The sequence below is a fragment of the Pedobacter sp. MR2016-24 genome (assembly GCF_026239655.1).
Taxonomy (GTDB): Bacteria; Bacteroidota; Bacteroidia; order Sphingobacteriales; family Sphingobacteriaceae; genus Pedobacter.
The window spans coordinates 74,222-88,667 of the sequence record NZ_JAPIVO010000001.1 but is presented as its reverse complement, the minus strand read 5'-3'; the positions used below and the strand labels follow the sequence as shown (position 1 = coordinate 88,667).

At 41.3% G+C, this 14,446-nt stretch carries 14 protein-coding genes; 8 read left to right on the top strand and 6 right to left on the bottom strand.

The features are described 5' to 3' along the window. Window positions 1-47: 47 nt before the first annotated feature. The 5 genes from OQX62_RS00415 to OQX62_RS00395 all read right to left on the bottom strand — a co-directional run bounded on the left by OQX62_RS00415 (window position 48) and on the right by OQX62_RS00395 (window position 3,132). Entirely contained in the window at window positions 48-374 is a 327-nt protein-coding gene (locus tag OQX62_RS00415) for a DMT family transporter (RefSeq protein ID WP_265829300.1), read from the bottom strand. 71 nt (window positions 375-445) lie between these two features. Further along, window positions 446-1,012: a Crp/Fnr family transcriptional regulator gene (locus OQX62_RS00410; protein ID WP_265829299.1), complete on the bottom strand. Its 567-nt coding sequence runs from the start codon at window positions 1,010-1,012 to the stop codon at window positions 446-448. Window positions 1,013-1,017: 5 nt separating this feature from the next. Beyond that, window positions 1,018-1,437, bottom strand: coding sequence for a hotdog fold thioesterase (locus tag OQX62_RS00405; protein ID WP_265829298.1), 420 nt, complete (start codon window positions 1,435-1,437; stop codon window positions 1,018-1,020). After that, window positions 1,434-1,937 (bottom strand): DinB family protein, encoded by a 504-nt coding sequence (locus OQX62_RS00400; protein WP_265829297.1) that lies wholly within the window; start codon window positions 1,935-1,937, stop codon window positions 1,434-1,436. The genes OQX62_RS00405 and OQX62_RS00400 overlap by 4 nt, the downstream gene beginning before the upstream one ends. Then, window positions 1,918-3,132, bottom strand: a complete 1,215-nt coding sequence (locus OQX62_RS00395) for a sensor histidine kinase (protein ID WP_265829295.1) — start codon at window positions 3,130-3,132, stop codon at window positions 1,918-1,920. The genes OQX62_RS00400 and OQX62_RS00395 overlap by 20 nt, the downstream gene beginning before the upstream one ends. 88 nt (window positions 3,133-3,220) lie before the next feature. On the opposite strand from OQX62_RS00395, the gene gltX reads away from it, so the two are divergent. From gltX to OQX62_RS00355, 8 genes are all read left to right on the top strand, one after another. Continuing rightward, entirely contained in the window at window positions 3,221-4,732 is a 1,512-nt protein-coding gene (gene gltX, locus OQX62_RS00390; RefSeq protein ID WP_265829294.1) for a glutamate--tRNA ligase, read from the top strand. 65 nt (window positions 4,733-4,797) lie between these two features. After that, complete coding sequence (locus tag OQX62_RS00385; protein ID WP_265829293.1) at window positions 4,798-5,640, top strand: neutral zinc metallopeptidase; 843 nt, start codon at window positions 4,798-4,800, stop codon at window positions 5,638-5,640. 144 nt (window positions 5,641-5,784) lie between these two features. After that, a complete protein-coding gene (locus OQX62_RS00380) occupies window positions 5,785-6,909 on the top strand; it encodes a hybrid sensor histidine kinase/response regulator (protein WP_265829291.1) in 1,125 nt (374 codons plus the stop codon). Between the two features lie 17 nt (window positions 6,910-6,926). Then, window positions 6,927-10,511, top strand: a complete 3,585-nt coding sequence (locus tag OQX62_RS00375) for a response regulator (protein ID WP_265829290.1) — start codon at window positions 6,927-6,929, stop codon at window positions 10,509-10,511. 20 nt (window positions 10,512-10,531) lie between these two features. Beyond that, complete coding sequence (locus tag OQX62_RS00370) at window positions 10,532-10,903, top strand: response regulator (protein WP_265829288.1); 372 nt, start codon at window positions 10,532-10,534, stop codon at window positions 10,901-10,903. Next, on the top strand, window positions 10,903-11,730 hold the full coding sequence (locus tag OQX62_RS00365) for a CheR family methyltransferase (protein WP_265829287.1): 828 nt from the start codon (window positions 10,903-10,905) through the stop codon (window positions 11,728-11,730). Before OQX62_RS00370 ends, OQX62_RS00365 begins: the two co-directional genes overlap by 1 nt. Beyond that, window positions 11,712-12,293: a chemotaxis protein CheB gene (locus OQX62_RS00360; RefSeq protein ID WP_265829286.1), complete on the top strand. Its 582-nt coding sequence runs from the start codon at window positions 11,712-11,714 to the stop codon at window positions 12,291-12,293. Before OQX62_RS00365 ends, OQX62_RS00360 begins: the two co-directional genes overlap by 19 nt. Window positions 12,294-12,306: 13 nt before the next feature. After that, window positions 12,307-12,675 carry a response regulator gene (locus tag OQX62_RS00355; protein WP_265829285.1) on the top strand — a complete coding sequence of 123 codons (369 nt, stop codon included), beginning with the start codon at window positions 12,307-12,309 and terminating at the stop codon, window positions 12,673-12,675. Between the two features lie 11 nt (window positions 12,676-12,686). On the opposite strand, the gene OQX62_RS00350 is transcribed toward OQX62_RS00355, so the two are convergent. Further along, window positions 12,687-14,375, bottom strand: coding sequence for a dipeptidyl-peptidase 3 family protein (locus OQX62_RS00350; protein ID WP_265829284.1), 1,689 nt, complete (start codon window positions 14,373-14,375; stop codon window positions 12,687-12,689). Between the last annotated feature and the right edge of the window lie 71 nt (window positions 14,376-14,446).

The following is a 14,446-nucleotide window of genomic DNA, read 5'->3' as shown; positions in this document are numbered from 1 at the left end:
ATATACAAAAATGCCATCTTCGTGATTTCGGGGATGGCATCTTTATTTTAATGTGCAGACCCCGCAAAAAACTTTAATCCAAGTATGGATGCGATCAGCGTGGCGATGAAAAATAGCCTCCAGAAGTTTGCCGGTTCATTGAAATAAGCAATTCCTACAATCACTGTGCCTACAGCACCGATCCCGGTCCACACTGCGTAGGCAGTACCCATTGGCAGGGTTTGTATCGCTTTATTTAAAAAGAAAAAGCTGAGCAATATGGCCGCAAGGAAACCTGCTGTCCACCTTAGGTTGGTAAAGTTATCAGAGAGCTTTAAACAGGTGGTAAAACCGACTTCAAACAGCCCCGCGATAATTAATAAGATCCAGTTCATAATGTAAATATTTCCTGCAAAGCTAGCAGTTGAAATCCGGCTCAAATTTTACAAATGTTAAAAAGAGAACATTATTTGTTTTCTGACCGGATTCTACTGAGTGTAACCTGCGTAACACCAAGGTAAGAAGCAATATGACCTAATTGTATTCTATTGATCAGCGCAGGATAGGAGGCTTGTAATTCCTTATATCTTGCTGAGGCAGATTTAAATAACCGGGCGATATAACGCTCTTCCGTTTTAATCAGCTCCAGCTCTGCCAGCTTACGGCCCCAGTTGGCCAGTTCGGTATGGCTGTTATATAATTGGATTAAACTGTCTGTTTTTAATTCGTAAAGAATACTGTTTTCCAGTAACTCGATATTTTCGTATCCGGGTTTTCCATTGATATAACTATGGTAGGAAAACATGACATCTCCTTCCATACCGAACCAAAAGGTGATCCGGTTATCCACGCCGTCTAAATAAGCTCTGGCAATACCTTTCTCAATAAAATATAAGGACCGTTCTACTTTTTGTGCATGAAAAATAAGCTGGTTTTTAGGTACCTCTATTCTTTTCAACTGCCCGTATAGCAGTTGGAGGTGTTTATCCTGTAAAGGGTAAATGCTTTTGATGGTATTTAGGGTATGTTCCAAAAGCTTTATTTTGGGAGCACAGCTACGGTCAGCCGACTAATACAGTTCATTTTACCTCTCTCATCGTAGATCTTTATTTCCCAGACATGTGTTTTTGCTCCCCGGTGTAGGGGCTTGCAAATGCCGGTCACTCTACCACTTTTAACCGGACGCAGGTGATTTGCATTAATCTCTAGGCCGACTGCCTGATAACGTTCGGGATCTATGCACATATAGGAGGCAATGCTGCCAAGGGTTTCTGCCAATACTACTGAAGCACCACCATGTAAAATCCCCGCAGGCTGATGCGTGCGCTCATCGACCGGCATCGTTGCTGTGAGAAAATCTTGGCCGATTTCGGTAAACTGTATATCTATCAACGCACCAAGATGGTTTTTAGGCCTGTTATTCAGGTCTTCCGGACTAAAGGTCTTGAGCCAGATCATAGGTACCTTTCTTTAATTATCCGTGTATGGTGAATCATATGTCCTGCGATGACGAAGAGGAGCGCCCTTACTGATATTGGTTTTCCTGAAGCCGTACCTGCGCGGTTGAGTTCGGTTTCATTTAAAGAACGGAACAGATAAAGATTTGCTTTTCTGAGGAGGCTAAACTCTTCGGTAAAACTCAGCAGACTTCGTTCAGCGAAACGGGCATTAGCTACGTAATCATCTTCTTCAAAACCGGGAAGCACTGCTTGTTCATTTCTCGCAAAGGCAGTTAAACGGTAAACAAGGATTCTTTCTGTATCTATAATATGTCCGGTCATCTCTTTGATGGTCCACTTTCCCGGTGCATAAGCATAATCCGCTTTTGCAGCGATGCTGTTAATGAATTCAGGGAATTCGGTCGACTGACGCTGCAGGATTTCCATCAGGTCGCCATTAACCTGGTCAATATAGCCTTTACTCCAGTCGGAGTATTCGTTAGGTTGAGGTTGGTTCATAAGTTATGCTGCTTTTTAGAATTATACGAAAAGTAGTGCCTTTACCCACTTCAGAATCTTTCACAAAAATCTGACCGCTGTGGTAGTTTTCAACGATACGTTTGGTTAGCGATAATCCGAGTCCCCAGCCTCTTTTTCTGGTGGTGTATCCCGGTTGAAAAACAGCATCAAACTTAGATCTGGGAATGCCTTTGCCTGTATCTGTAATATCAATGTATACTTCTTCTTTCGCCAGGTGCTCTATAATATTTACAGTGATACTCCCTTCATTTTCAATCGCATTTGCCGCATTCTTTAACAGATTTTCTGTTACCCAATCGAACAGCGGAACGTTCAGCAATGCACGTACCTGATCGTCGCCTGTAATTGTAAAAATAACCTTGTCTGAGGTTCTCAGCTTGAAATACTGAATGAAATTATAAATTACCGTATATACCACGTGGTCTTCCAGAATAGGTTTGGATCCGATTTTTGAAAAACGGTCGGTAATTACTTCCAGGCGTTTGATATCATTCTCCATTTCTGCAATCAGCGGATCATCCTCTGCATCAAAGCGGGATTTCATCAGCTCTACCCAGGCCATTAAAGAAGAAATAGGTGTGCCCAGCTGATGCGCTGTCTCTTTGGCCATGCCCACCCATACCTGATCCTGTTCAGATCGTCTTGCGGAACTAAAAGCCACATATGCCGTCAGCAGAAATAATCCGATTACACCCAGCTGTATGTAAGGGAAGTACCTTAGCTGTGTGAGCATGAAAGAATCTTTATGGTAAATATGCCATATTTTGCCGTCCAGCCCGATAATAGGCGTTCCTGGATGCTGTTCTTTCATTTTCCTGAGCTCACGGTTAAAGTAAGCCGGATCATAAGTCCTTTTGTCCTGTTTTTCTACATCGTAATTTGTTTTTGTGGAATCAAGCCCCTGGTAAGAATTGATTACACCTTCTGCATCGGTCATGATTACCGGCAATTTTGTGTTTTTTGTGATGGTTTCGATCAGGTCCGTAAACCTGTCATCATCGTACATCGCCAGTACCTGTTCGGTTACTTTGACGTAGATCTGGAATTGTACCTTTTCTTCACGTTCCATTTTCTTGACAAAAAAGTCACTGTAGAAAACAGAAGCGGCACCAATAAGTATAGCGAAGGCCAGTAAAAATAATTTCCAGCGGCGTTTTTTTTCGTAGGGATTCATAGAATAGGAAGGCAAATTACGAATTAGCATTCAAAAAGACATCAATAGAACGGTAAGCGCTTAAAAAATATATCTTTGCAGTGATTATATGGAAAAGAAAGTTAGAGTAAGATTTGCCCCTAGTCCGACTGGCGGCCTTCATTTAGGTGGTGTACGTACGGCTTTATTTAATTATTTATTCGCCAAAAAGCACAACGGTACATTTATACTGCGCGTGGAAGATACAGACCAGACAAGGTTTGTTGAAGGTGCCGAAGAATATATTGTTTCCTGTTTAGCATGGTGTGGTATACATCCGGATGAAAGTCCGCAGGCAGGAGGACCATTCGCGCCGTACCGCCAGAGTGAGCGTAAATCCAGTTACCGACAATATGCTGAACAGCTGATTGCCGATGGCTTTGCTTATTATGCTTTTGATACCCCTGAAGAACTTGATGCAAAAAGGAAGGAAATTCCTAATTTTCTGTATGGTCAGGCTTCGAGGATGGACATGAACAATTCACTTACCCTGTCTTCAGCAGAAGTTGATGAACTGTTAAAAAATAACACGCCGCATGTGGTGCGGATAAAAATGCCGGAAGATGAACATGTATCTTTTGTAGATATGATTCGCGGACTGGTTAGCTTTGATACAAATTTAGTTGACGATAAAGTGCTTTTGAAAGCAGATGGCATGCCTACTTATCACCTGGCAGTTGTTGCAGATGACAGGGCGATGGAGATCAGTCATATCTTCAGAGGTGAAGAATGGCTGCCTTCAGCACCAATCCATGTTCTTCTGTGGAAATACCTGGGGTGGGAAGATGAAATGCCGCAATGGGCGCATTTACCATTGATTCTGAAACCAGACGGAAATGGAAAGTTAAGTAAGCGTGATGGTGATCGTTTAGGGTTCCCGGTTTACGCACAGAACTGGCTGGATCCAAAAAGTGGCGATCTGACCAAAGGATTTAAAGAGCTTGGTTTTATGCCTGAAGCATTTGTCAACTTATTAGGTATGCTGGGCTGGAACGATGGTACAGATCAGGAGATCTTTACTTTGCCTGAACTGATAGAGAAATTTAGTGTGGAAAGGATCAGTAAAGCAGGTGCTAAATTTGATTTTGAGAAAGCCAAGTGGTATAACCATGAATGGATCAAAAATGCCGATGCAAGTCAGTTACTGGAAGTCGTAAAACAGGAATTTGCAACTCAGGGAACAACATTGAATGATGATGCCTATACGCTAAAAGTGATAGATCTTGTTAAAGACCGTTGTAACCTGCTGACAGATTTTATCCTGCAGAGCGGATTTTTCTTTACTGCTCCGGTTGAGTATGATCTGACCGCAGTAAAAGGCAAATGGACCACAGAAAAGACCGCATTTTTTAATCGTTATCAATCAGATTTAGCTGAAGGGTTAACTGCGGCAGAAATGGAAGAGAATTTTAAGGCATTGGCAACCGCAAATGCTTTGAAACCTGGAGAGCTGATGTTGCCTTTCCGTATGATGCTGGTTGGAGGCAAATTCGGGCCAGGCATATTTGATATCGCACTCACTTTAGGCATTGCTGAAACTAAAAAAAGAATCGCTGCTGCATTGGCTGCATTTGATGCCTAAACAATTATTAATTTGGTATAACAATTGAGGTTTGTCATTGTTATACCAAATTAATCAGATTTATTATGAAATTTTTCGGGAAAAGCAGTGGTAATATCGAAGACGCTCGGGGAAGCTCTGGCGGTGGGAGAGCTATTGGAGGGGGATTAGGTGTCATTGTCGTTATTATTGGGTTGTTTTTCGGAAAAGACCTCAGCGGACTGGTTTCGCAAATGCCTGTAGGCAATACCGAACAGGCTACTGTACAAAAAGGAACCCCGGCTGATGCACAGGGAAAATTTGTTGCAGATGTGCTCGCTTCTACAGATCAGGTTTGGGAAGCCCAGTTTCAGCAGATGGGTAAAGAATACGAACAGCCTGTACTCAGGTTATTTACTGATGGAGAAGAATCGGGGTGTGGTTTTGCGAGTTCAGCAGTGGGACCATTCTATTGTCCTGCAGACCATAAAGTTTATATAGATTTAGCATTTTATAAAGAATTAAAAGACCGTTTTGGCGCAGCCGGCGATTTTGCCCAGGCTTATGTGATTGCGCATGAAGTTGGCCATCACGTGCAGAATTTACTAGGTATTTCCGAAAAGATGGACCGCGCTCGGTCTTCTATGAGCGAAAAGGAATATAATAAACTGTCTGTGAAGCTGGAGCTTCAAGCTGATTTCTTTGCGGGTTTGTGGGCACATAATGCACAATCAATGAAAAATATCGCGCTGGAGGACGGGGATCTTGAAGAAGCGCTGAATGCCGCAAATGCAATTGGCGATGACAAGATTCAGCAACAATCTCAGGGACAGGTGGTTCCGGATGCATTTACGCATGGTACTTCAGCACAGCGTAAGTATTGGTTTAAAAAAGGATTTGACACAGGAGATATCAATCAGGGAGACACTTTTAAAAGCAATGCGCTTTAAAATGTCTCTACTTGACAACTTTCCATTCATCGGACAGCCTATTTTATCTATTGTTTATTCTTTAAAGTTGTATAACTTTAGCCAAAAATTAAAACAAGAGAAATCAGCCACACCATTTATTAGTCCTACTATTTATTCTTACTAATGATCCTAATTGTAGACGATACCCCGGAGAATTTAATTTCTCTAAAAAGAGTTCTCGAAAAGCACGATTTTGAAGTAGATACAGCGTCTTCAGGCGAAGAAGCCCTGAAGAAAGTTTTGCGAAATGCTTATGTCCTGATCATTCTTGATGTTCAGATGCCTGGAATGGATGGATTTGAAGTCGCCGAAGCCATTGCAGGATACAGCAAAGCTAAAGAAACAGCCATCATATTTTTATCAGCTGTTAATACAGAATTGAATTTCATTACTAAAGGTTATTCTTCCGGCGGACTGGATTATATCACCAAGCCTGTCGATATGAATATCCTGCTGTTGAAAGTGAAAACTTTTTACAGGATATATGAACAAAGCAGGAAACTTATTGAAATCCAGAATGCCTTACTGGAGGAAATAGAAATCCGTAAAAAAGCGGAGCGTAAAAAAGACGAATTTATCAGTATTGCCAGTCATGAACTAAAGACGCCTTTAACCAGTGTAAAAGGCTATGTACAGTTGCTGGAGCGCAGTATAGATAAGGGCGATATGTTAACGGTGAAGAGACACCTCCAGAAGGCACAGGTTCAGCTGGATAAACTAAACGATCTTATTGCAGATCTGCTGGACATTTCTAAGATTGAAAGCGGGAAATTGAAATTCAACAAAAAATATTTTAATTTAGATGTGCTTTTAGACAGCATTATAGAAATTATTCATCAGTCTAATCCTGAATTTAAAATAATCAGGAACGGAGTAGTGGGGCAGGAGATTTACGCAGATGAAATGCGCATTGAGCAGGTCATCGTTAACTTCCTGACAAATGCTATTAAATATGCTCCTGGTACGACCGAGGTGCATATTAATGTAAAAACAGATGGGGATACCGTTCATGTTGCAGTCAGGGATTTTGGGATCGGGATTGAGCCTGAACAACAGAAATGTGTGTTCGATAAATTTTACAGAGTTGAAGAAACGGCAATACATTTCCAGGGATTAGGAATTGGCTTATATATTTCTGCTGAAATTATCAGAAGGCATCAGGGGAATGTTGGTGTAAGCAGCATTTTCGGTGAAGGCTCTGAGTTTTACTTTAATATTCCGTTAGTTTCATTAGCTGAAGAGGATTAATATATTTCATTACCATCATGCAAAAAACTTTAAAAAATAACCTTCGTATCGGACTGGGGCTATCTTTAATTATACTTTTTATTAGCTCTCTCGCTTCTTACATGAGTATACAAAACCTGATTAAAAGCTCAGGAATGGTTTCTCATAGTAACCTGGTCATGTCTAACCTGGATGGAATTATTTCCACCCTGAAAGATGCAGAGACAGGGCAGCGGGGGTATCTTTTAACCGGTGAAGATCTCTTTCTGCAACCCTACAGCGGTGCAAAGGAAGAAGCTATACGTTTACTGAATAATGTAGAGCAGGAAACGAAAGATAATCCTGTACAACAAAGCAGTGTAAAAAAATTAAGAACCATTATTCAGGATCGGTTGAGTGTGCTTGACCGGACTATACAGATAAAAAAGGCTGGTGGGTCCGTAAGTGTAGGTGATTTGCTTACAGGCAAGGAGTACATGGATAATGCGCGAACTGTCATCAAGACGATGCAGACTGATGAAAACAACCTGTTGATATCAAGGACTTCTGATCAGAATAAGCTGGCTGGTTATACCCCGATGTTAATCATCCTTGCCGCTGCTTTTGCAATCTTGATTACCATATTTTTCTATCGAAGGGTATCATCCGATTTTAACACCAGAGTAGTACTTCAGCAGGAACTGCAGGATAAAAATGATGAGATTGACCACAGGATACAAGTGATCCAGGGGATAGCGAGTCAGATTTCGAGTGGTGATTATAAAGTGAGACTAGATCAGGATGAAAAGGATGGATTGGGCAGTCTGGCCGGATCCTTAAATGCGATGGCAGAATCGCTTCAGTATTCATTCTCTTTGCTGGAAGATAAAGAATGGTTACAGTCAGGTATCGCCAGGTTAAACGATAAAATGGTGGGTGATAAGAGTGTAAGCACACTGACAAATGATATCCTGGAAAATATTATAGAACATACAGGCGCACAGGTTGCTGCATTTTATTTGCTGGAAGAAGACAGGTTGTTACATATCACAGGAAGTTACGCCCTGATTGATGAACAGCGTCAGGAAGTGCTGAAAGCAGGAGAAGGACTTGCCGGGCAGGCTTTAAAATCAGAGAAAATGATCTTGCTGAATGATATTCCTGAAGGAGAACTGACCATCAGCTATGCAGTAGGAAATACCCGTCCAAGAAATATCGTTGCGGTGCCGGTAATTCGGGACAGGATGGTGGTAGGCGTAATGGAATTTGGCTCACTGAATATCTTTACGCCGCTGCAATTGGAATTCTTTACCAGTATATCGGGTAATATAGGCATTGCTGTACAGTCTTCTCAGAACCGCAAACGCTTACAGGATTTCTTAGAAGAAACACAGGCACAGGCTGAGGAACTACAGGCACAGCATAGTGAACTGGAAGGATTAAATGCGGAACTTGAAGCACAAACACAGAAAATTCAGACTTCTGAAGAGGAGTTAAGAGTGCAGCAGGAAGAACTGTTGCAGGCAAACCAGGAGCTGGAAGAGAGAACCAGTCTGCTGGAAGAAAAAAATCAGCTGATCCAGGAGCATAACCTTGAAATTCAGCAGAAGTCAGAACAACTGGAACTGAGCACAAAATATAAATCAGAATTCCTGGCAAATATGTCGCACGAGCTGCGGACGCCACTAAATTCTATATTACTGCTATCTAAACTCATGTCCGAAAATGAAGAACTGGATCCGGAGTATATAGAATACGCAGAAGTGATACAGAGTTCAGGTCAGGGTTTACTCGGGCTGATTGATGAGATTCTGGACCTGTCTAAAATTGAAGCAGGGAAGATGAAGCTGGAGTTTGGCGATATTAGCCTGACGGAGGTTTCTACAGATATGCGCTCGCTCTTCAATCCCCTGGCAAAAAATAAAAAGCTGGAGCTGAAGATCGTTGTGGCAGATAATCTGCCGACCATTGAAACGGATAAAATGCGATTGGAGCAAATCCTTAAAAACCTGCTTTCCAATGCGATTAAATTTACCTCGCAGGGCAGTGTGACAATGGATGTACACAAAGATGAGCATAGAGAATCGATCGTATTTGAGGTGAAAGATACTGGTATAGGCATCCCCGCAGCTAAACAGGCGATTATATTTGAAGCCTTTCAGCAGGCAGACGGATCTACCAGAAGGAAATTTGGCGGTACAGGACTGGGGCTCTCTATTAGTCGCGAATTAGCCAAGTTACTGGGTGGTGAAATCCTGCTCAGCAGTGAAGAAAATACCGGGAGTATATTTACGCTGTATCTGCCAATAGTTAAGGCTGCTGCCAGTGAAATAACAGTTGAACGGGGATATGCTTCAATTCCAGCCTTTGCTGAGCCACCGGCAATTGCATTGCCGGAACGGTTTACTGTAGACTATATCCCGCAGGACGTGGAAGATGACAGAAACAATATTCTTCCTGACGATAAAATCATATTGATTATTGAAGATGATACTGCTTTTGCCAAAACACTTTTAAACTTTACCCGCAAACGTCATTACAAGGGGATTGTTGCTGTAAGGGGTGATATTGGCATCGAGATGGCCAATCATTATAAACCAGTTGCTATCCTGCTGGATATACAGTTGCCCATTAAGGATGGCTGGCAGGTAATGGAAGAGCTGAAAGCAAATCCTGCAACCAGGCCTATTCCGGTGCATATCATGTCGTCGCTGGAGGTTAAAAAAGAAAGTTTACTCATGGGCGCGGTAGATTTTATCAATAAGCCATTCGCAATTGAGCACATGCAGCAGATTTTCCAGAAACTGGAAGATGCGCTGAGCAGGCATCCCAAGAAAGTACTGATTGTGGAAGAGAATGAGCAGCATGCAAAAGCGCTGAGTTATTTCCTCAGTACTTATAACATCCAAACGCAGGTGGCCAATAATGTTTCTCAGAGCATTGATGCCCTGCAGAAGAATGAGGTTGACTGTGTAATTCTGGATATGGGCATACCAGACAAAAATGCTTACGAGACACTGGAAACCATCAAGAAGAGCGATGGCCTGGAAAATCTGCCTATCATCATTTTTACCGGCAAAAACCTTTCTAAAGGGGAAGAAATCAGAATTAAGCAATATGCGGATTCTATCGTTGTGAAAACGGCCCATTCTTACCAGCGTATTTTAGATGAAGCGGGACTTTTCCTTCATTTGGTAGAAGAAAATAATGGCGAGAAAAAGAATAAAAAACTGACAGAGGGATTAGGCGGATTATATGAGGTGCTGCATCATAAAACAGTACTGATTGCTGATGATGATGTAAGAAATATCTTTTCCCTTACTAAAGCACTGGAGCAGCACAAGATGAAAGTCCTGGCCGCTACAGATGGTAAAGAAGCTTTACAGGTCTTGCAAGATAATCCTTCCGTTGATATAGTACTGATGGACATGATGATGCCGGAGATGGACGGGTATGAAAGTACAATGGAGATCAGAAAAATAAATAAGTTCAAACATTTACCAGTGTTGGCTGTTACTGCGAAGGCCATGATGGGAGATCGGGAGAAATGTATAGCAGCAGGTGCATCAGATTATATTTCCAAACCGGTAGATGTGGATCAGCTGATCTCATTGCTCAGGGTTTGGCTTTATGATAAAAATTAAAAAAACAATGTTTTAGCGATATGCCAGATACAAAAAAAGTACTGATTATTGATGATGACAACAGGAATATATTTGCCCTGACAGCTGTTTTAAAAGCAAAGGGATATAGCTGTTTGTCTGCAATAGGTGGAGTAGAAGGACTGCAGCTTTTGGAGGAGCAACCTGACATTGCTGTGGTGCTGATGGATATGATGATGCCGGGAATGGATGGTTATCAGGCCATGGCGGTGATGAATGCAAATCCTGTCCTGAAAGATATTCCTGTGATTGCTGTTACAGCACAGGCCATGGTTGGTGATAAAGAGCGTTGCCTTGAAGCGGGTGCTGTTGGTTATGTATCTAAACCCATTAACGTAGATAGTTTAACTGATTTACTTGTAAAATATATTTAATGAGCATAGAACTACCCGTAATTACGGATGAGCAGGTAGAGGTTTTATTGTCAGATCTGCTGGAGTATTATGGGTATGATTTTACAGGTTATTCCAGGGCGTCTTTAAAAAGAAGAATACTAAGGTTATACTCGCTTGACAAGATCCCGGGTTTTGCCGAGTTCAGGTATAAGATTAAAAGTGAGCATGGTTATTTTAAGCGCTTTGTAGAGCAGATCACCGTAAATGTGACAGAAATGTTCAGGGATCCGCTTTTTTTTAAAACACTAAGGAACGAGGTACTTCCTAAATTGGGAACTTACCCGTTTATCCGTATCTGGGTAGCGGGTTGTTCTACAGGGGAAGAAGCATATTCTATCTCTATCCTGTTGAAAGAGCTGAATTTATTGCACAAATCGCTTATTTATGCCACAGATCTCAATCCTGTAGTGCTGGAGAAAGCTGCACAAAGTATGTTTGCCATGAGCCAGATGAAGCAATATTCGGAGAACTATATTTCATCAGGAGGTACAAACGATTTTTCAAGTTATTATACGGCTAATTATTCTCTGGCAAAATTTAATGAGGAATTAAAAAGCAAGATTATTTTTTCTACGCATAATCTGGTATCCGATCATTCATTTAATGAGTTCCAATTGATATTGTGTAGAAATGTGCTGATTTATTTCGACCGTGATTTGCAGCACAAAGTTTTGGCCCTTTTTGATGACAGTCTTGAAGGATTAGGTTATCTTGCTCTTGGAACAAAGGAAACACTGGATTTTTCGCAGATCTCAAAAAGTTATAAAAGATTGCCTGGAGAAAAAATTTGGAGGAAGACCAACTGATGAATAAATGTGATGCACTAATAATTGGCGGTTCTGCCGGAAGCCTGGACGTGCTGCTCAAAGTACTGCCACTGATCAAACCTGATCTTAATTTCCCAATTACTATTGTTATCCATAGAAAAAATGGGGCTGACTCTCTATTACCAGAATTATTATCAGGACGTACAAAGCTACTGGTGAAGGAAATAGATGAGAAAGAGGTGCTAAGGCCGGGGACTGTCTATATTGCGCCTTCTGATTATCATACATTGATTGAGCAGGATCATACTTTCTCTCTCGACTATTCGGAAAAAATTAATTATTCGAGACCTGCAATTGATGCTACTTTTCAAACTGCAGCAGAAGTATATAAAGAAAAACTAGTATGTTTATTGTTGTCGGGATCTAATTCTGATGGTGTGAACGGCTTAAAAAGTGTAAAAGCATGGGGTGGAACAGCGGTGATTCAGGATCCGCAATCGGCCCAGGTTTCTTACATGCCTGCCCAGGCTGCGGCGCAGGTAAAAATTGATTACATTTTACCCATAGAAGATATGGCAGATTTTATAAATTTGTTGTCCTAAAGATTTGATATAAATGGCTGAGCAAAAAAAAGTATTCATTTTTGATGATAATACTGACATTCTGGAACTGTGTACTATTATTCTGGAAGATGCAGGATATGAGATTAAAACATCATCTACTTCTAATAATATTATAGACCAGGTTTCAGCCTATATACCGGACATTATCTTTATGGATAACTGGTTACCTGATGTTGGGGGAATTGATGCCACCAGAGAGCTAAAAAGTGATGAAAACCTAAAGAATATACCAGTAATCTATTTTTCTGCTAATAATGATGTGATGTCTCTTGCAGATCAGGCCGGCGCAGACGGTTATTTGTCCAAGCCTTTTGATATTCATGAACTGGAAGATATTATATTAAAACACCTTCCAGCTTAATCCTTTTATACTTAGTTAACCCCTAACACGTCGACGCCCTGCTCAAAAACAATGTCGACCGGAATACCTTTTTTACTTAGTCTGTCCAGATCCGATTGTAGCGCTGGACTGATCACAGCTTTCTCTTTCTGGAGTTTTTCTACCCCGGCTTTGTCGCCATTCCCTTGTAGCGTAAGGATCACATTACTCAGTCCGTTCATCGCGGTCGCGAATTTGGTAAAATCTACCTTGTAGGTGCCGCTTTCAGTTCTGATAAATGCACCTTTTTCCTGGAAATAATTGAAACACTGCATATTGGCCTGTCCGTGTGCACTCGCGGCGCCGAACCTTACTGAACGCAGGATCCCGGCCATAAAGGTGGTATAAAAAGTTTTGATATCCCCTTTTAACTCTCCTTTTTTAAGCAGGCCGGTTACCATGTATAAACCCAGGATATCCGCTTTTCCTTCTTCCAGCCAGCTATATTGCTCCTTTAGCGCTGCTTTTACGAAGCCCTTGCCATTAACCGTTTTCTTAATACCTAATCCATGTGCAACTTCATGGAACATTACATTCGAGAAGAAAGCATCAAAATTTACATATTGCTGCTGGTCTTTGTCAATCAATTCATTCGCAATTGGCACTAAGATCTTATCAAATTTGGCTTTCATTGCATTTTTCAGCTGGGAACGGCGTGTGCCCTTCTTCTGTTGAATGAGTTCATCATTAGGGAGGTTTACGGCAATCGTTTTAGAGCCCGCATTGCAATCACCTGCATAATAAACCACATCATAAGCATTCAGTTCAGAATCAGTACCTGGTTTTTCTTTTTTATATTTTTCAGGCACGGGTAATCCTTTTTGTAATTCAGGCAGCATACTTACATATTTTGCGAGTTTCTTGCTCCATACCTTATCTTTCACCAGTACATAAGCTTCAAAAGAACTGCGGGCATTAAACAGCTTATCTTCGTAATTCTCTATAGGGCCGATAATGATATCAAGGACATTGGTTTTCATATCCAGCCATGCGTAATCGCTCGGCGAATAATTATCTGTTACCAATGCATCAGCCCGCAGGTTGAGGTATTTTTTAAAACCGGCATCTTCAGAAAGCAAAGCTGCCTGTTTCAATAAATTTGATGCTCTTTGTAGGTCTGCTGCAAATAACACGCGATAAGGAACTGTAATCAGTTTTCCCAGGGAATCTTTTTGAATCACAGAATAGGCATTGAATTTGTCTTTCAGTTGTACCTTTTCTATCTCCTCTTTGGTAATACCAGCCGGATAGAATGTAGCACCCTCTGGTTTTGGTCCGATACCCGCAATAAATGGTTTATCCCCATTAAGTCTGTCCCAGGGGCCGTAATTTATCTTGATAAATGCTTTTGTCTTTTCGTCTTTTACTTTTGCCAGCAGGCTGTCCCTTTGCGGATAAGTCTGTTTCCAGAAAAGTTCGTCCATGATCTGAGCGGCCTGAATGAGCAAAGGCAATACCTTACGCTGATTAGGGCTGAGCGCATTCAGGTTTGTTGTCAGCTTTACAGGTTCATAGATTGCTAATCTCTGATTAACATAGTCCTGAAGACTATCTTTAACTGCTACTGCCGTATTTTTTTCAGTTTTAACTATTTTAGTGCCAGTTGTATTGGTGCAGGAAGTAAAACCTGCAAGGAGTGCGCTTCCCATAAAACACAGGGTTGCTTTGTTGATGTTCTTCATTTAGAATGTATTGCGTTTTTCCTGGTATTTGTTGTGTCTTTTGTCCTGCTTAAAACAAGTTGCTTTTTTCA

Bases quoted from the DNA above. Each gene is read 5' to 3' on its own strand.
- OQX62_RS00370 (WP_265829288.1), top strand. From the start codon at position 10,532: ATGCCAGATACAAAAAAAGTACTGATTATTGATGATGACAACAGGAAT.
- OQX62_RS00415 (WP_265829300.1), bottom strand. From the start codon at position 374: ATGAACTGGATCTTATTAATTATCGCGGGGCTGTTTGAAGTCGGTTTT.
- OQX62_RS00395 (WP_265829295.1), bottom strand. From the start codon at position 3,132: ATGAATCCCTACGAAAAAAAACGCCGCTGGAAATTATTTTTACTGGCC.
- OQX62_RS00350 (WP_265829284.1), bottom strand. From the start codon at position 14,375: ATGAAGAACATCAACAAAGCAACCCTGTGTTTTATGGGAAGCGCACTC.
- gltX (WP_265829294.1), top strand. From the start codon at position 3,221: ATGGAAAAGAAAGTTAGAGTAAGATTTGCCCCTAGTCCGACTGGCGGC.
- OQX62_RS00355 (WP_265829285.1), top strand. From the start codon at position 12,307: ATGGCTGAGCAAAAAAAAGTATTCATTTTTGATGATAATACTGACATT.
- OQX62_RS00365 (WP_265829287.1), top strand. From the start codon at position 10,903: ATGAGCATAGAACTACCCGTAATTACGGATGAGCAGGTAGAGGTTTTA.
- OQX62_RS00400 (WP_265829297.1), bottom strand. From the start codon at position 1,937: ATGAACCAACCTCAACCTAACGAATACTCCGACTGGAGTAAAGGCTAT.
- OQX62_RS00380 (WP_265829291.1), top strand. From the start codon at position 5,785: ATGATCCTAATTGTAGACGATACCCCGGAGAATTTAATTTCTCTAAAA.
- OQX62_RS00405 (WP_265829298.1), bottom strand. From the start codon at position 1,437: ATGATCTGGCTCAAGACCTTTAGTCCGGAAGACCTGAATAACAGGCCT.
- OQX62_RS00375 (WP_265829290.1), top strand. From the start codon at position 6,927: ATGCAAAAAACTTTAAAAAATAACCTTCGTATCGGACTGGGGCTATCT.
- OQX62_RS00385 (WP_265829293.1), top strand. From the start codon at position 4,798: ATGAAATTTTTCGGGAAAAGCAGTGGTAATATCGAAGACGCTCGGGGA.